15 protein-coding genes and 1 riboswitch are annotated in these 16,014 nt (G+C 72.9%); of the genes, 8 read left to right on the top strand and 7 right to left on the bottom strand.

Annotated elements, in window-relative coordinates; all coding sequences use genetic code 11:
* Window positions 1-427 precede the first annotated feature (427 nt).
* The 5 genes from ACH4G3_RS21630 to ACH4G3_RS21610 all read left to right on the top strand — a co-directional run bounded on the left by ACH4G3_RS21630 (window position 428) and on the right by ACH4G3_RS21610 (window position 4,827).
* Window positions 428-1,822, top strand: coding sequence for a serine/threonine-protein kinase (locus ACH4G3_RS21630; RefSeq protein WP_397626025.1), 1,395 nt, complete (start codon window positions 428-430; stop codon window positions 1,820-1,822).
* A 90-nt stretch (window positions 1,823-1,912) separates the two neighbouring features.
* Window positions 1,913-2,097, top strand: a riboswitch (cobalamin riboswitch).
* A 30-nt stretch (window positions 2,098-2,127) separates the two neighbouring features.
* Window positions 2,128-2,829 carry an energy-coupling factor ABC transporter permease gene (locus tag ACH4G3_RS21625; RefSeq protein WP_397626024.1) on the top strand — a complete coding sequence of 234 codons (702 nt, stop codon included), beginning with the start codon at window positions 2,128-2,130 and terminating at the stop codon, window positions 2,827-2,829.
* A complete protein-coding gene (locus ACH4G3_RS21620) occupies window positions 2,826-3,203 on the top strand; it encodes an energy-coupling factor ABC transporter substrate-binding protein (protein WP_397626023.1) in 378 nt (125 codons plus the stop codon). The genes ACH4G3_RS21625 and ACH4G3_RS21620 overlap by 4 nt, the downstream gene beginning before the upstream one ends.
* Before the next feature lie 5 nt (window positions 3,204-3,208).
* Window positions 3,209-3,958 (top strand): cobalt ECF transporter T component CbiQ, encoded by a 750-nt coding sequence (cbiQ, locus tag ACH4G3_RS21615; RefSeq protein ID WP_020277151.1) that lies wholly within the window; start codon window positions 3,209-3,211, stop codon window positions 3,956-3,958.
* On the top strand, window positions 3,955-4,827 hold the full coding sequence (locus ACH4G3_RS21610; protein WP_397626022.1) for an energy-coupling factor ABC transporter ATP-binding protein: 873 nt from the start codon (window positions 3,955-3,957) through the stop codon (window positions 4,825-4,827). Before cbiQ ends, ACH4G3_RS21610 begins: the two co-directional genes overlap by 4 nt.
* A 46-nt stretch (window positions 4,828-4,873) precedes the next feature.
* On the opposite strand, the gene ACH4G3_RS21605 is transcribed toward ACH4G3_RS21610, so the two are convergent.
* Window positions 4,874-6,004, bottom strand: a complete 1,131-nt coding sequence (locus ACH4G3_RS21605; RefSeq protein WP_397626187.1) for an amidinotransferase — start codon at window positions 6,002-6,004, stop codon at window positions 4,874-4,876.
* A 180-nt stretch (window positions 6,005-6,184) separates the two neighbouring features.
* On the opposite strand from ACH4G3_RS21605, the gene ACH4G3_RS21600 reads away from it, so the two are divergent.
* Complete coding sequence (locus ACH4G3_RS21600; RefSeq protein WP_397626021.1) at window positions 6,185-6,841, top strand: maleylpyruvate isomerase N-terminal domain-containing protein; 657 nt, start codon at window positions 6,185-6,187, stop codon at window positions 6,839-6,841.
* Here ACH4G3_RS21600 and ACH4G3_RS21595 read toward each other — a convergent pair.
* Window positions 6,829-7,488, bottom strand: coding sequence for a hypothetical protein (locus ACH4G3_RS21595; protein ID WP_397626020.1), 660 nt, complete (start codon window positions 7,486-7,488; stop codon window positions 6,829-6,831). The two genes, ACH4G3_RS21600 and ACH4G3_RS21595, sit on opposite strands and share 13 nt — an antisense overlap.
* A 373-nt stretch (window positions 7,489-7,861) precedes the next feature.
* On the opposite strand from ACH4G3_RS21595, the gene ACH4G3_RS21590 reads away from it, so the two are divergent.
* Window positions 7,862-9,676, top strand: coding sequence for an ABC transporter ATP-binding protein (locus ACH4G3_RS21590; RefSeq protein ID WP_397626019.1), 1,815 nt, complete (start codon window positions 7,862-7,864; stop codon window positions 9,674-9,676).
* A 78-nt stretch (window positions 9,677-9,754) separates the two neighbouring features.
* Here the strand turns inward: ACH4G3_RS21590 and ACH4G3_RS21585 are convergent, their stop codons facing one another.
* Window positions 9,755-9,916 (bottom strand): hypothetical protein, encoded by a 162-nt coding sequence (locus ACH4G3_RS21585; protein ID WP_397626018.1) that lies wholly within the window; start codon window positions 9,914-9,916, stop codon window positions 9,755-9,757.
* Between the two features lie 127 nt (window positions 9,917-10,043).
* Here ACH4G3_RS21585 and ACH4G3_RS21580 point away from each other — a divergent pair, with 127 nt between their 5' ends.
* On the top strand, window positions 10,044-10,490 hold the full coding sequence (locus ACH4G3_RS21580; RefSeq protein ID WP_397626017.1) for an SRPBCC family protein: 447 nt from the start codon (window positions 10,044-10,046) through the stop codon (window positions 10,488-10,490).
* Window positions 10,491-10,513: 23 nt separating this feature from the next.
* Here the strand turns inward: ACH4G3_RS21580 and ACH4G3_RS21575 are convergent, their stop codons facing one another.
* The 4 genes from ACH4G3_RS21575 to ACH4G3_RS21560 are packed head-to-tail and all read right to left on the bottom strand — an operon-like array spanning window position 10,514 to window position 16,005.
* Window positions 10,514-11,770, bottom strand: a complete 1,257-nt coding sequence (locus ACH4G3_RS21575) for a nucleotide sugar dehydrogenase (protein WP_397626016.1) — start codon at window positions 11,768-11,770, stop codon at window positions 10,514-10,516.
* Between the two features lie 22 nt (window positions 11,771-11,792).
* Window positions 11,793-13,415, bottom strand: a complete 1,623-nt coding sequence (locus ACH4G3_RS21570) for a class I adenylate-forming enzyme family protein (RefSeq protein WP_397626015.1) — start codon at window positions 13,413-13,415, stop codon at window positions 11,793-11,795.
* Window positions 13,412-15,157: a CoA transferase gene (locus ACH4G3_RS21565; protein WP_397626014.1), complete on the bottom strand. Its 1,746-nt coding sequence runs from the start codon at window positions 15,155-15,157 to the stop codon at window positions 13,412-13,414. Before ACH4G3_RS21565 ends, ACH4G3_RS21570 begins: the two co-directional genes overlap by 4 nt.
* Window positions 15,154-16,005 carry a methyltransferase domain-containing protein gene (locus tag ACH4G3_RS21560; protein WP_397626013.1) on the bottom strand — a complete coding sequence of 284 codons (852 nt, stop codon included), beginning with the start codon at window positions 16,003-16,005 and terminating at the stop codon, window positions 15,154-15,156. The genes ACH4G3_RS21565 and ACH4G3_RS21560 overlap by 4 nt, the downstream gene beginning before the upstream one ends.
* Between the last annotated feature and the right edge of the window lie 9 nt (window positions 16,006-16,014).

The following is a 16,014-nucleotide window of genomic DNA, read 5'->3' as shown; positions in this document are numbered from 1 at the left end:
GCGACCTGACCACAGGCCCACCGCAGGGGCGGCGCGCGGCGGCCCGACCGCACACGCAGGCCCGGAAGCCGGGCGCGCGGCGGCCCGACCACAACACCCGCAGACGCGGAAGCCGGGCACGCGGAAACCCGGCCGCACGCGCAGAACGCAGGGAGGCGAGGGAGGAGGCAGCGGCGGTCCGATCCGGCGCCCGGCGGCACTGAGGAAAGTCGCGGCAACCACGCGCGCCGCAGCGTCACCCCGGTGGGACGGGACTCCGCTCCCCGTTTTCCGGGACCGTACCGTCCCACGACACCGCACCGGGGAACTGTGGTCACGCGACGCCAGTATCCTGGGTCGGCTGCGGCACCCCCCACCAACCCCCGCTCCGACGCGGGGAGTTGCGGCCTGCGGCGAGGACCTTCCCACGAGCATAGGACGAGGACGAGTGCTGCTAGCGGGCCGCTACCGGCTGGACGTTGAGATCGGGCGCGGCGGAATGGGCGAGGTCTGGCGTGCGTACGACGAGACACTCGCCAGAGCGGTGGCCGTCAAGCTGCTGCTGCCCCAGGACACCGACGCCACGGCGGCCTCCCGGTTCCGCCTGGAGGCCCAGACGGCCGGGCGTCTCAACCACCCCAACCTGGTAGGGGTCCTGGACTTCGGCGAGTACGACAACCGGCTGTACCTGGTGATGGAGCTGGTCGAGGGCGACAGCCTCGCCCGGGTGCTGTCCGTCTCGGGCGCGCTTCCCGCCGAGCGCGTGGCCCGACTCGCCGCGCAGGCCGCCGCCGGGCTCGCCGCCGCGCACCAGCAGGGCATCGTGCACCGGGACGTCAAACCCGCCAACCTCCTGCTGGACGCGGGCGGCACGCTGAAGATCGGCGACTTCGGCATCGCGCGCTTCCTCGACGACCCGGGCGCCGCGCTCACCGCCACCGGTCAGATCGTCGGCACGGGCCTCTACCTCGCGCCCGAACGGGCCCTGGGCCGGCCCGCGGGTCCCGCTTCCGACATGTACTCCCTGGGGTGCGTGCTCTACCAGCTCCTCAGCGGCCGCCCGCCGTTCCAGGCCGACACCGCCGTCGCACTCCTCCACCAGCATCTCGACAACGCCCCCGTACCGCCCCGCGAACTCGGTGTCGCCGGTCTGCCGCCCGCCTTTGAGAGCTACCTCCTCGCCCTGCTCGCCAAGCAGCCCGAGGACCGGCCCACGGCGCAGCAGGCCGCCGAGTGGTTCGCCGGCGGCGCCTGGCGGGGGCTGCCCGAGCCGCTGCCGGAGGCGGCGTCCCCGGTGCCGTCCGCCGGGCCGAGACCGTACGCGGCAGCCGACAGCGGCGCCCCGGCCACGTACGCGCTGCCCACGGGGTCTCGCACCGCCCGGGGCGGGCGTTCCCGTCGCGCCGCGCCCCGCAGCGGTCTCGGCGACCACCGGAGAACGGCAGCGGTGGTGGCCGCGGCGGCCGTCTTCCTCGCCGCGATGCTCGCCGGCATGCTGTGGTTCTCGCCCGACAACACCGCGACGGAGGGCACGGAACCCGACGCGTCCCCGTCCGCGAGCAGCCCGGCCGCCCCCTCGCCCGGCGACTCCGCCGACTCCGCCGATCCTCTGGCCTCCGCCCCGGCGGCCGCCACGACTCCGACCGCCGGCGCAGTGGCCGATGTCACCCCCTCCACCACGGCACCCGATTCCCCGGCCCCCGCCGAAGCGACGAGCGCCCCCGAGAGCCCGGCGCAGGAGACCAACAGCAGCCCGCCGGAGGAGACGGACAAGCCCAAGCAGGAACAGGCTCCGCGCTCGTGGGGGAACGGGGAGGACGAGGACGACGAGGGTGACGACTGAGCCGTCCTGCGCCGGTGTGTGAGCGGTGGCCCCCTCACGCGCCCTTCCGCGCGCCCCCTCGGCTGGCTTGTCATGGCCCTTATCTCGGCATTACTGTCACCACGCCTTGGTGAACGGGAAATCCGGTGTGATGCCGGTGCGGCCCTCGCCACTGTGATCGGGAAGTCCGGCTCCAGCCCTAGCGGGCAGCCACTGGGTTCTCACGGACCCGGGAAGGCGGAGTACGGGCGGTGGGACCCGTGAGCCAGGAGACCGGCCAAGGCGCGTCAACCATCCACGAGGTGCTGGAGAGGGTCTGCTGAGCCATGCACATTGCCGAGGGTTTCCTGCCGCCGGCGCACGCGGTCGCCTGGGGCGCCGCGTCTGCGCCGTTCGTCCTCCACGGAGTCCGGTCGCTCACCCGTGAGGTGCGCGAGCACCCCGAGAGCACCCTGCTCCTCGGCGCCTCGGGCGCCTTCACGTTCGTCCTGTCCGCGCTGAAACTGCCGTCCGTCACCGGCAGCTGCTCCCACCCCACCGGCACGGGCCTGGGAGCCATCCTGTTCCGGCCCCCCGTCATGGCGGTGCTGGGCACCATCACCCTGCTCTTCCAGGCGCTGCTGCTCGCGCACGGCGGTCTGACGACGCTCGGCGCCAACGTCTTCTCCATGGCGATCGTCGGGCCCTGGGCCGGCTACGCGGTGTACCGCCTGCTGCGCCGCTACGGCGTGCCGCTGATGGTCGCCGTGTTCTTCGCCGCGTTCGTCGCCGACCTGTCCACCTACTGCGTCACCAGCGTGCAGCTCGCGCTCGCGTTCCCCGACCCGGGCAGCGGGTTCCTGGGCGCGCTCGGCAAGTTCGGCTCCATCTTCGCCGTCACCCAGATCCCGCTCGCGGTGAGCGAGGGACTGCTGACGGTGCTCGTGATGCGGCTGCTGGTGCAGTCCAGCAAGGGCGAACTGACCCGGCTGGGTGTGCTCCTGGCCGCGAAGGAGTCCCGGAGCGAGACCGAGGCGGTGGCCCGATGAGCAGGAACACGAAGATCAACCTCCTGCTGCTGCTCGCCGTGGCCGCGCTCGCCGTGCTGCCGCTCGCGCTCGGCCTCGGCGACCACAAGAAGGAGCCGTTCGCGGGCTCCGACGGCGAGGCCGAGACGGCGATCACCGAGATCGAGCCGGACTACAAGCCCTGGTTCTCGCCCCTGTACGAGCCGCCGTCCGGTGAGATCGAGTCGGCGCTGTTCTCCCTCCAGGCGGCCCTCGGCGCCGGTGTCCTCGCCTACTACTTCGGCCTGCGCCGGGGCAGGCGGCAGGGTGAGCAGCGGGCGCTGGAGCGGGAGCGGGACTCCGGGAGCCGGGCGGCCGGGGGCACGGCCGAGGAGTCCACGGCCGAAGGGGCCTGAGCCGCGTGCTGCCGATCGACGCGGCGGCGCACAGCAGTCGCTGGCGCCGCCGCCATCCCGTGGACAAGGCCGTGCTCGGGCTGGGTCTGACCCTGCTGGCGATCTCGCTGCCGCCCTGGCCGGGCGCGGCTCTGGTGCTGCTGACCGCCCTGGTGGTGCTGCTGGGTCCGGCGGGCGTGCCCTGGCGCCGGCTGTGGCGGGCCTACCGGGTGCCGCTGGGTTTCTGCGTGACCGGCGCGCTGACCCTGCTCGTGCAGGTCGGCGGGCCGGGCGGCTTCGTCTCGCTCGCCGGTGACGGGCCGGTCCGGGCCGGGGAGTTGCTGCTGCGCACCTCGGCGGCATCCCTGGGGGTGCTGCTGTTCGCGTTCACCACGCCCATGTCCGACCTGTTGCCGCGGCTGGTCCGGGCCGGGGTGCCGGCGCCGGTCGTCGACGTGGCGCTCGTGACGTACCGGATGAGTTTCCTGCTGCTGGACTCCGTGCGCCGGGTCCGTGACGCGCAGGCGGCCCGGCTCGGGCACACCACGCGGGCCGCCGCCTGGCGTTCCCTGGGCGGTCTCGGGGCCACCGCCTTCGTCCGGGCCTTCGACCGGGCGGTCCGCCTCCAGGCCGGTCTCGCCGGGCGCGGCTACGACGGCACCCTGCGCGTCCTGGTGCCCGAGGCCCGGGTCTCCGTCCGCTTCACGACGGCCAGTTGCGTACTCCTCGCGGCGCTGGCCGTCCTCACCTTCGTACTGGAAAGGCCGCTGACATGAGCGAGCCCGCCCTCGTCGCCCTGCGGGGCGCGTCCTTCGCCTACGAGGACGGCCCGGCCGTGCTCAGCGGCCTGGACTTCGGGATCCGCGAGGGGCGCGCGCTCGCGCTGCTCGGCCGCAACGGCAGCGGCAAGACCACGCTGATGCGGCTCCTCAGCGGCGGACTGCGGCCCCACGAGGGCCGGCTGACGGTCGACGGGCAGCCGGTGACGTACGACCGCAAGGGCCTGACCCGGCTGCGGACGACCGTCCAGCTGGTGGTGCAGGACCCGGACGACCAGCTCTTCGCGGCGTCCGTCGAGCAGGACGTGTCGTTCGGGCCGCTGAACCTCGGTCTGGACGACACCCAGGTGCGGGCGCGGGTGGCGGAGGCGCTCACCGCCCTGGACATCACCGCCCTGGCCGACCGGCCCACCCATCTGCTCTCCTACGGGCAGCGCAAACGCACCGCCATCGCGGGCGCGGTCGCCATGCGCCCCCGTGTCCTCATCCTCGACGAGCCGACGGCCGGACTCGACCCCGACGGCCAGGAACGGCTCCTCACCACGCTCGACGGACTCCGTGCGGCCGGCACCACGGTGGTGATGGCCACCCACGACGTCGACCTCGCCCTGCGCTGGGCCGACGACGCGGCGCTCCTCACCCCGTCCGGAGTCCGCACCGGGCCCGCCCCCGCCGCACTGTCCCGCACCGATCTCCTCCGGGAGGCGGGGCTGCGGCTGCCGTGGGGAGCCGCCGCGGCGGAACTCCTCCGCGCGCAGGGGCTGCTGACCGGCACGGAGCCGGGGCCGCGTACGCCTGCGGAACTCGCCGCCCTCGCGGCCGGGCGGCTGGGCGCGCCGGGAGTCCGAGGGGCGCCCGGAGACTGAGGGGCTCAGGCAGCCCGCACAGCGGGAGTCGGCGCGGTGACCTCGGTCAGTCGAAGTAGGACTCGAGGGAGCCGCGGCGCCGGACGTCGAGCGTCGCGCAGTGGAACGAGCCGCCGAACGGCGCGTAGTGCAGCAGGTCGCACGGGATCGGCTCGAAGCCCCACTTCTCCAGGGCCCGCAGCATGCCGGTGTGGTGCCGCTCCGCGATCACCCGCCGTTCGTCGATCATGAGCACGTTCATGCTGAGCCACTTGCCGCACATCGACGTGACCTTGAGCAGCGTCTCGTCGATCGGGTCGGGCTCGGGGGCGACCAGGACGTCCCAGGAGCTCAGGATGCCGGGCAGCCGGCCGACGTCGATGTACTCGGGGTTGACCAGCACCTTTCCGGGAGCGAGCAGGACGAAGGTCGTGTCGATGTGCATGGGCGTGCGGCAACGGCTCTCGATCTCGTGGATGCGGTACCCCGGCCCGAGATGGCGGCGCAGCCAGTCGATGCCCATCCCGTTGGTGACGTTGCTGCGCGTGACGAAGAGGTCCCGCCCGGCCCGGACGAAGTCCGCCGCATCGAAGACCGGCTCGAACTCGGTGAGGATGTACCGCATGGGCTCGCCGTCCTTCGGGACCTGGAAGTCCGGATCGAACAGTTCGTCCGTGAGCTGCGGCTTGGGTGCCGCCGTCCAGCGCGCGCCGCGGCGGAAGTAGTCCTTGAGGAGCGGGCGGTAGGAGTGGGTCTCGAAGTACCGGCACGGCCAGGCCATCGGGGTTTCGATGATCTCGTCGCCGATCACGAGCATGCTGTCCCGCGGACAGGTGTTGCAGAAGCCCCGGGAGGACCAGTCGGGGGTGGCGAAGCGGCGCCGGTGGTCGACCACGTCCGGCCGCCTGACCGTGACGCCGAGGGACTCCAGCAGGGCGACGAACCCGTCGATCTCCTGCTGCGCCTGCTCGACGAGCACGCGCGGATACCGGAAACCGGCGGCGAGTCCCTGCAACCGCCCGGCCCAGGGCGGCACGTTGCAGCTCACCACCGGGTGGTCCGAAGGGATCGTCGCGCCCTCGAGACGCCCGACGATGATCTCCTCCAACGGGTCCCACTCGGTGTACGAGTTGACCGGCGAGACGAGGCGCTCCACGCCCGCGCCCGTCGCAGCCGGCGTTTCGGACCTCCCCATCATGGCCATGCCCACCACCTTCGGATCTCAGGCTTCGGTGATGCACCGCGCTTGCCACGTCACTCACCGTGGCGCGCCGGCCGGGCCGGCGTCAACAGTCGTGCCCGACGGCGCTGTCGCTCGGGCGGTCCTGCCGTCCGCAATCCGCTTGTCCGCCCGCGCGGCACGGCCTACGTTGCCGGTGTGGATCTCTTCTCAAGCTCCTGGTCGGCGTTGCGCGCCGCGGTCGCCGAGCTGGCCGACGAGGACTTCGCCCGGCCGTCCGGCTGTACCGGCTGGCTGGTGCGGGACCTGGTGTGCCATCTGGTCATCGACGCGCAGGACGTCCTGATCACCCTCGCCACCCCCGCCGACGGGGAACCGACCCGTGACGCACTGAGCTACTGGGAGATCTCCGACACGCCGCCGACCGGAGACGACCCGCTCGATGCGCTGACCGTCCGGCTGGCCGCCGCGTACGGGGAACCGCACCTGCTCAAGTTCCACCTGGACGACGTCGGCTCCGCCGCGGGCCGCGCGGCGGAGCTCGCCGGCCCCGGTCTCAGGGTCGGCACCCGCGACGAGGTTCTCACCGTGGGCGACTACCTCTCCACGTACGTCATGGAGTGGACGCTGCACCATCTCGACCTGATCGCCCACCTCCCGGACGCCGCGCCGCCGCCCGCCGAGGGGCTCGCCCGGTCCCGCGAGATGCTGGAGCAGATCGCCGGGAGCGCGTTCCCCCCGTCGTTCTCCGACGCGGACGCGCTGCTGGTGGGCACGGGGCGGCGGGCGCCGACCGAGGCGGAGCGGGCTGACCTGGGCGCTCTGGCCTCGACGTTGCCGCTCTACCTGGGCTGAGCGGGGAGACCGGCCCGCGCAGTGGCGCTGCGGTACGTCGAGATACCCAGCGCGAGCAGCCAGTAGCTGAGGATCGCCCCCATAGATGCGGTGGTGCCCCAGCCGTTCGCCGCGTAGAAGTCCGCCGGGTCGTTGCCGAAGAACAAGGACGGCACGAAGGCCAGATTGACACCGGCCAGGACGTAGGCGGAGCGGCCGGTCCAGCGCGGCAGCAGGTTCGTACGGGAGATGCCGAAGCCCACCGTGGCCAGGAACAGCGCCAGCAGCACCCGGCCGATCGTCCCGTAGAGGATGTAGGTGCCGCTGACCGTGATGGTCGGGTCGATCGAACGGTCGGCGGCGATGACCGCGCCGGCTTCCAGGCCGCTGGAGACCAGGGTGACCGTCGCGTAGACCAGTCCGGTGGCGAAGGCCATCGAACCCACCCACTCGTAGGCCGGGTTCACCCGCTTGACCAGCTCGCGGAAGGCCGTCACGAACACGATCAGGAACGCCAGCGCGAAGATCGCGAGCAGCAGCCTGCCGAGGACGTTCGCGTCCGGCGGCGGACCGGAGTAGATGAAGTACAGCGGCACCTCGATGATGAGGGCGGCCGCGGCGGCGATGCCGGCGAGGCCCGTCAGGCGCCTGGCGAAGGTCTCGTTCATGGGGGTCCCCCGAAGTCCGGTGGCGGATCGCTCGTCGGCCGGTCGCCGACGACACACATGCTGCCGCCCCCGGCACGGCCCGTCCCTGGGCCTGGACACCCGATGCGGGGGTGGCCCTACCGACACCCCCGCGCACTCACGTCCCTGAACCGCCCGGCCGGCCCGCACCACCGCCCCGTACCGCCCCGAGTCCGCCGACCGTGCCTCTTGGCGCTCCCTGCGCACCACCGCCGGGCCGGAAAACACTTGGACGCCGCGGGCGCTATCGCGGGACACTTCCGGACTCGACCCGAATCTCCACACATCCGTTGCGGCGATGGCCCCTGCCCGCACCAGCGCGTGGCGGGCGGCCACAGAACGACACAGGGGTGGGATGGAAAAGCCTGGAACGCGCAGGGTTCAGCCGGGCAAACGCTCGGTACTTCTCGCACTTCGTTACTACGGACGGGAGTTGGCCAGGCTCCGCCGGCTGACGGCACCCGCGATGCTGTTCATGGCGCTGGGCAACATCGGAATCAACTACGTCGCGCCGCTGATCGTCGCCAAGCTCGTCGGCGACATCGCCGACGACAGGGACGTCACTTTCGACTCGGCACTGCCGTACGTCCTCGGCTTCGCCGGGGTCCTGCTGTTCGCGGAGGCACTGTGGCGCGTCGCCCTGCACTGCCTCAACCGCCTCGACGCCCTGGGCATCGAGCACCTGTACGTGATCGGGATGGACGAGCTGTTCGCCAAGGACGCCGCGTTCTTCCACGACAACTTCGCCGGTTCGCTGACCAAGCGCGTCCTGAGCTTCGCCTCGCGTTTCGAGCAGTTCGTGGACACGCTGACGTTCCAGATCGTGGGCAGCTTCGTACCGCTGGCGTTCGGGGCGGTGGTGCTGTGGCGCTACGAACCCCTCCTCGTGGTCGGACTGCTGGTGATGATCGCCCTGACCGGGGTGCTGGTCGTGCCTCTCATCCGGCGCCGCCAGGCGCTGGTCGACCTGCGTGAGGAGGCGATCGCCCGGGTGTCGGGCCACGTCGCCGACAGCCTGATGAACATGGACACGGTGCGGGCGTTCGCCGCGGAGGAGCGCGAGGCCGCCGAGCACCGCTCCCGGGTCGCCACGTCGCGCCGGCTCACGCTGCGGTCGTGGGACTACGGCAACCTCCGCATCGACACGCTGGTCGCGCCGATGTCGGTGCTGACCAACGCGATGGGTCTGCTGCTCGCCGTCACGCTCGCCGGGAGCGGCAACGGCGTGGAGGCGATCGTGGTCGCCTTCACCTACTACAGCAACGCGACCCGGATCATGTTCGAGTTCAACCAGATATACCGCCGGCTGGAGAGCTCGATGACGGAGGCCGCGCAGTTCACCGAGCTGCTCCTGACGCCTCCCACGGTCCTCGACCCGCCGTCGCCGGAACCGCTGCGGCCCCGGTCCGCCGGCATCCGCTTCGAGAAGGTGACTTTCGCGCACCGGGGTGGCAGGCCGTTGTTCGAGGGTCTCGACCTGGACGTGCCGAGCGGGGCGAGGGTCGGTCTGGTCGGCCGGTCGGGCGGCGGCAAGACCTCCCTGACCCGGCTGCTGCTGCGGATGACGGACATCGACGGCGGCCGCATCCTGGTCGGCGGTCAGGACATCAGCCGGCTGCGCCAGGCCGACCTGCGCGGCCAGATCGCGTACGTGCCGCAGGACCCGGCGATGTTCCACCGCACCCTGCGGGACAACATCGCGTTCGCCCGGCCGGACGCCACCGAGGCCGAGATCCGCCGCGCGGCCGAGGCGGCCCATGTCACGGAGTTCGCCGACGCGCTGCCGGACGGCTTCGACACCATGGTGGGCGAGCGCGGCATCAAGCTGTCCGGCGGTCAGCGCCAGCGCGTCGCTCTCGCCCGGGCGATCCTGCGCGACGCGCCGATCCTGCTGCTCGACGAGGCGACCAGCGCGCTGGACTCGGAGAGCGAAATCCTCGTGCAGGAGGCGTTGTGGCGGCTCATGGACGGGCGGACCGCGCTGGTCGTGGCGCACCGGCTGAGCACGGTCGCCTCCATGGACCAGCTCGTCGTCCTCGACCGCGGACGGATCGTCGAGCAGGGCACGCACCAGGAGCTGCTCACGATCGACGGTGCCTACGCGAAGCTGTGGCAGCACCAGTCGGGCGGGTTCCTCGACGACACGACGGGGCGGGCCGAGGTGCTCTGAGCGACGGCGCGCGCCGGAGGCCGTCTCCTCGCCCCCTGAGGAGACGGCCTCCGGCCACAGCGCTGTGCGACGCCCTGGTCAGTGGCCGTAGGGCGGCTCGAAGCAGCCGGTCTCCGGGTACGGCCCGTTGGCCCGGACGTCGAAGTTCGACTTCTGCACGAACGCCGTGACGCAGGCGTCGCGATGGACGCGCAGCGCCACCCGCACCGTCGCGGGGTCCTTGGCGTGGGCGGGGGACATCTCGCAAAGGCCTGACCGCGCAGGACGACTCGGCGCGCTCGTCGTGCGCCCGCCTCCGGTATCGACGACGCTGGACACGGAAGGCATCCCCCGGATCCAGCCAGTCGAGGACAAAGGCGGCGGCGCCATGACGATCGACGTGTCCGTGGAGCGCGTGATCCCGCTCCCGCCCGAACAGGTGGCCGAGTACGCCATGGACTGGCGTCATGACGCCGAGTGGACCCAGGGCATCCGCACCGCGGAGCTGACCCGCGAAGCGGATGAAGGCGGGTTCGGCGCGGGTGCCGAGGTCACCCGGACGGCATACTTCCTCGGCCGGCGCATCGACTACGTCCTGCGCGTGGCCGCGTACGAACCGCCCCGCCTGCTGGACATGATCTCCGTAGCCGGCCCGATGCCCATGCACGTCACGTACGCCTTCGAGCCGGACGTACACGGCACACGGGCCCGCATTCGCGTCCGGGGCGGCGAAGGCGGCTTCTACCGGCTGGCCGCGCCGCTCCTGGCCCGCCAGGTGCGCTCCTCCCTCCGCAAGGACCTGCGCGACCTCGAACAGCGGCTCATCGCACGGTAGTGATGCTCTTCAGCGCCCCGGTCTCAGAGCTGATGGGCGCGGGTGCCGCGCAGCCGGCCCCGGGTGTCCAGCAGCAGTCGGGCGTACTCGGGCAACCGGTCCAGCGGAACGGCGTCGTGGTCCTGCACCAGAATCGTGAGGTCCGCGTCCGTGGCGGCAGCCAGGGCGTCGACGGACCGCTTCACGGGTTCGCCGCCCGGCGACCAGGCGTCCACGTACGGGTCGTGATACGTGACGTCGGTGCCGCTCTGTCGCATCAGCCGGACGATCGCGGCGGCCGGGGTGGCCCGCAGATCCGTGCTGTTGCGCTTGTAGGTCACTCCGACGAGCAGCACCCGCGCCTCCCGCAGGGCACGTCCCCGCTCGTTCAGCAAGTGCTCGGCACGCCGCACGACATGCGCCGGCATCCCGGCGTTGACCTCCTGCGAGAGCTCGACCAGCCGCAGCGGGGTCCCGCCGGTGCGCGCCCAGTGCGTGAGATAGACGGGATCGACCGGGATGCAGTGCCCACCCACCCCCGGTCCCGGCCGGAACTCCTGGAAACCGAATGGTTTCGTGCGTGCGCAGTCGAGAGCCTCCCACACATCGACTCCCAGTGCCCGGGCGGCGACGGCGAGTTCGTTGACCAGGGCGATGTTCACGTTGCGGTAGGTGTTCTCCAGGAGTTTCGCCAGTTCGGCCTCGCGTGCGGAGCCCGCCTCCACGACTCGGTCGCACAGGTGCCGGAAGAAGTCGGCCGCGACCGCCGTGCACCTTCGGGTGCAGCCACCCACGACGCGTGGGGTGTTGCGCACCCCGAAGGTCTGGTTGCCCGGGTCGATGCGCTCGGGTGAGAAGGCGAGGGAGAAGTCCGTTCCGGCATTGAGTCCGGAGGCCTGCTCCACGATGCCACGGACGACGTCGTCCGTGGTGCCCGGGAAGGACGTGGACTCCAGGACGACGAGGGTGCCGGGTTTCAGCCGGTCCCCGAGGGCGGAGGCGGCGCGCCGCACGTGGGAGAGATCGGGTCCGCCGGTGTCGTCCAGTGGTGTGGGCACGCAGATCACGGCGACCGAGGCCTCCGCCAGCGGGCTCTCGTCGGCGGAGGCCCGGAAACCGGCGTCCAGCATGGCGGCGAGGTCGGCATCGGTGACGTCGGGGACGTGTGAGCGGCCCGAGTTCAGGGACGCGGTGACGGACGGGTTCTCATCGATGCCTGTGACACGCATACCGGCGCGGCACGCCTCGCGGGCCAGGGGGAGGCCGGTGTATCCGAGTCCGATGACGGCAACGCTGTTCATGTCGCTCCCTGGTTGTGGGCGGTCAGCGGCCGGCGGAGGTCTCACGGGCGGCCAGGAGCGCGAGGGTGCTGCGGCAGATCTTTCCGGTGGGTCCGAGGGGCATCTCCGCGACGCGCAGCAGGAGTTCGGGGAGCTTGCGGCGTTCGAGGCCGCGCTGGGACTCCAGGAAGACAGCGAGTTCGCCCAGGTCGGGTACGGGCGCGCCCGGCCTCTCCCGGATGCACGCGCACAGGCGCTCCCCCAGTTCCGGGTCGGGCACACCGACGCAGGCCACCTCGGCCACGGCGGTGTGCGCGGCGAGTTCGCGTTCCACCTCCGCCGGGCTGATGTTGTAGCCGCCTCGTACGACGATCTGCTTGATGCGGCCCAGTACGTGGAGCCTGCCGTGTTCGTCCAGGAACCCGCGGTCGCCGGTGCGCACCCAGCCGGTCGCAGTGCGGTACCGGGCGTCCAGGCCGGGGTCGGCGACGTAGCTCAGGGGTGTCATGGGGCCTCTGGCGCAGATCTCACCGGGCTGTCCGGCCGGTACCGGGGCACCGGTGTCGTCGGTGATGCGGATCCGCGCCACGGCCGGGTCGGGACGTCCGGTGCCCGCCTCGGGCCGGAGCCCGGTGGCGGCGGTGTGGCAGTTCACGCCGTCGGACGATCCGTAGACGGTGATGACACGGCGGCCGAAGCGGGCGCGGCACGCCTCGGCGGTGGCTTCCGGGAGAGCCGCTCCGCTGGACACGACGGCTTGGAGGCCGGTGAAGTCCTCGCCGGGTGTGGGGGGTTGTTCGGCGATGCGGTGCAGCATCGTGGGCACGCCGAAGACGTGTGTGGGACGGTGCTCGACGATCATGCGGAGGGCCGCGGCCGGGTCGAAGGACGCCTGCACCAGCAGCGTTCCGCCGAGGGCGGCGAGGGTGACGGATGTGCCGCAGGAGCCGAAGGAGGAGGCCAGCGGGACGAGCACGAGGTTGCGCATCGGGCCGTCCCCGGCGTGCAGGGCGCGTACGTAGGCGGCGCGGCCGCCGGCCATCGCGTTGTGGGAGTAGGCCACCATCTTGGGTTCGGCCTCCGAGCCGGAGGAGACCAGAATCCGGGCGGGTGCCTCGGGGTCGACGGGGCGCGGGACGAAGGGCCGCCGCGCCGGCGCCGCGAGTGACTGCACTGCCCGATGCCCCTCCCCCAGGGTGAACACCGTTTCGAGGTGAGGGAGGTGAGCGTGTGCCACCGCGTCGGAGGGACGGGCGACGATGACCGCGCGGGCGCGGGCGCGGGCGAGCAGGCTCGCCGGCCCCCGGCTGCCGGGCCCCGGCGGATAGGGCAGTGCCACCGCTCCGATCGCGGCGACCGCGAGTTCCGCGGCCACCGCGTCGCGCCCGTTCGGCACCCGTACGGCGATGATGTCCCGTTCGCCCAGGCCGTGTTCGGCAAGCCGGGCCGCGATGTGCCGTACCCGGGCGTCGAGTTCGGCGTAGTCCGCCGTGCCCGCCGAGTCGATGACGGCCGTCCGGCCGGGGTGCCGCCGTACGTGCCCGGAGAACAGCGTGTACAGGTCACGGTCGGGGCAGTGGCCCGCTTCGGACCAGGCGCGCCGCACCGGGGCCGGCACCAGGTCACGGATCTCGACGCCGGCGTTGGATGTCCATCCGGCCCTCATGAGAACTCCCAGGGTGCGAGGGGTGCCGCGTACTCCCCGACGGTCAGCGCCGGAGCGAACCGCGGGTCGCGGGCCAGGTCCGAGAGGCTGGTGCACACCGGCGTGGCGGCCACGCCCGCTGCCGCCAGCTCTGGCAGCCAGTCGGCGGTGGGCCGCGTCCGGGCCCGGGAGGTGATCGCGTCCGCGCCCGCCGAGGCGCCGAGGCCGAGCGCTCGCGCGAGGCGCTCCGGCCGCTCCCGTGCCCGCGGCCCCAGTGAGACGTACCCGTCCCGGGTGCGCAGCGGGCGGTCCGGTGCTTCGGAACGTCTCCGCCTGCGGGGAACGAGGGCGGCGGCGGAGTACAGGGAGGAGTCCACGCGAGCGCCCCTTCCGGTACGACGCCGTGCCAGCAGTGCCGCCAGTACGCCCTGCGCGCAGATCAGTCCGCCGAGGACGTCGGTGAGCGTCATCAGGGAGGGCGCGGGCGGCTCGTCCGCGGGCCGCACGGCGGCGGCGAGGCCGCTGTGCGCCTGGACCAGGTAGTCGGTCCCCACGGGTGGTTGCGGCCCCAGGGCGTCGCCCCAGCCGGATGCCCACGCGTACACCAGCCCGGGGCGCGCCGTACGCAGGTCTTCGGCGTCCAGCCCGAGCCGGGCCGCCTTGCCCGGCGCCCAGTTGTGCAGGAAGACGTCGGCCTCGGACACGAGTGCGCGGACGGCCCGCCGTCCCGCGTCGGTGGTGAAGTCGATCTCCGTGACGGCTTTGCCGGCGTTGAGGGCGCTGAAGCGGGCCGACGTCGTGCCCGCCGTCGGGGGGATGCCGCGCATCGGGTCACCGCCGGGCGGTTCGATCCGTACGACGTCGGCGCCCAGGAGCCGCAGGACGTGGCCGGCCATCGGCCCCTGGACCCGTCGTGCCGACTCGACGACCAGCAGTCCCGCCAGGGGCGCGGCGGCCGCACCGGCCCTGTCGGTCGTGGTCGCGCCCGGCTCCGGGAACGGTGTGAGGGTCCACGGGGGCGTCGGCGTGGGCGGGAGGGGGTCTTGCCGTACGGGCAGCACGGCGGCGCCCGACCGGTCCGCCGCCGACCGGACGTCCGTGAACGAGGCACGCCGCACGGTCGCGGACAGCGCGGGGGGCAGCACGCAGGTGGCGGTGGCGAACCGCTGCTGGAACGACCGCCATCCGCGTCCGGTGTCGGCCCGGTCCGCGCCGAGCAACCGCCAGAAGTCCAGCCATCGCTCGGCGTCGAGGGCTTCGAGTTCGAAGCGCACGCCGTCGGCGCAGACGAAGGAGCAGTCGGCAGGCGCGGGCTCCTCCCCCGAGCCGGCGCGTGACGGGTGGCCGTCCGCCGGGTCGTCGCCGTCCGCGGTCGCCGCCGCGAGGTACTGGGCGAGGGCCAGCAGCGCGGCCTGACCGACCGACGTCCGTACCTGTGTCACGTCGGCGCCGCCGGCCCGCGCGAGGAGTGCCGCGCAGACTCCCTGGGCCGCCAGGACGCCCGCCACCGTGGAGGCGTAGTCGACGGCGAGCGGTGCCGGGCGTCCGGCCGCCCGGCCGTGGACGTGCATGATCCCGCAGGCCGCCTGGACGGCCCGCTCATCGGCCAGCGGGACGGACAGCGGGCCCTGCCAGTCGATCTCCCAGCCGACGGTGGCGGTGGCGGGGTCGCCCACCAGGTCGAGGAGGTGTGCCGCGACCCCGGCGGCCACCGGCGCCGTGGCCGTGGCCGGGTCTCCGCCGCGCGGCACGCAGAGCGTCATCGGGCGTCCTCCGGCAGCGGCCGCGGGCCGTCGTCCGCCGCGTCCGCCTGCGGGCGCCGGCCGTGCACCGAGTAGACGACGCTGGACGCGGCGCAGAACGACGGGTCCCGCATCAGCGCCCGTACGTCCGCCAGCTGCGCCTCGGTCAGGCCCGCGGCCAGGAGTTCGTCCCGCAGGTGGTAGGTGTGGTTGAGCTGCATGCGCAGGCCCGGCGACCCCGGGGTGCGCAGTTCGATGCGGGGTCGCGGGTCGATGTCGACGAGCCCCGCGGCACGCATGGCGGCCGGCGCGTTCCGGGCCCAGTGGGGGTCTCCGCCACGGGCCCGCAGGATGGCGCACTTGGCGTCGAGGAAGGCCGAGTAGAGCCGCGCGGAGGCCTCGTCCGGGGTGAGCAGGGGCGGTTCGTAGGAGGCGTCGAACTCCTCGATGTGCAGCCACCCTCCGGGCTTGAGGGCGCGCACCAGTTTGCCGAGGACGGCGAGCCGCTCGGGCAGGTGCTGGAGGACGAGACGGGCGACGACGAGGTCGAAGGCCGCCTCGGGGAGCGGATCCCTCACCACGTCGTGCTCGACCGCGGTCAGGCACGGCCCTCCCTGGAGGTGGTGCGGCTTGACGTCGGTGGCCGTGACCTCGCCGGTGGGGGCGACGCGTTCGGCTAGCCACCGGGCCACGCTGCCGCTCCCGGAGCCGACGTCCAGGCACCGCCACCCGGTGGTGACGCCGGTCTCGGCGAGCCGTGCGAAGGTCATGGCGTCGTAGGCGTCGGTGAGGCAGCGGTGCAGTTCGTCGCTGTGCACGCTGTCGTTGTCGAAGGCGTAGCCCGGGGCCGGGCCCTGGCTCTCGCGCATGTCGTCTCT

Source organism: Streptomyces afghaniensis, from assembly GCF_044327915.1.
GTDB classification, from domain to species: Bacteria; Actinomycetota; Actinomycetes; order Streptomycetales; family Streptomycetaceae; genus Streptomyces; species Streptomyces afghaniensis.
The sequence above is the reverse complement of the archived record's forward strand: the minus strand, read 5'-3'. Positions and strand labels throughout refer to the sequence as shown.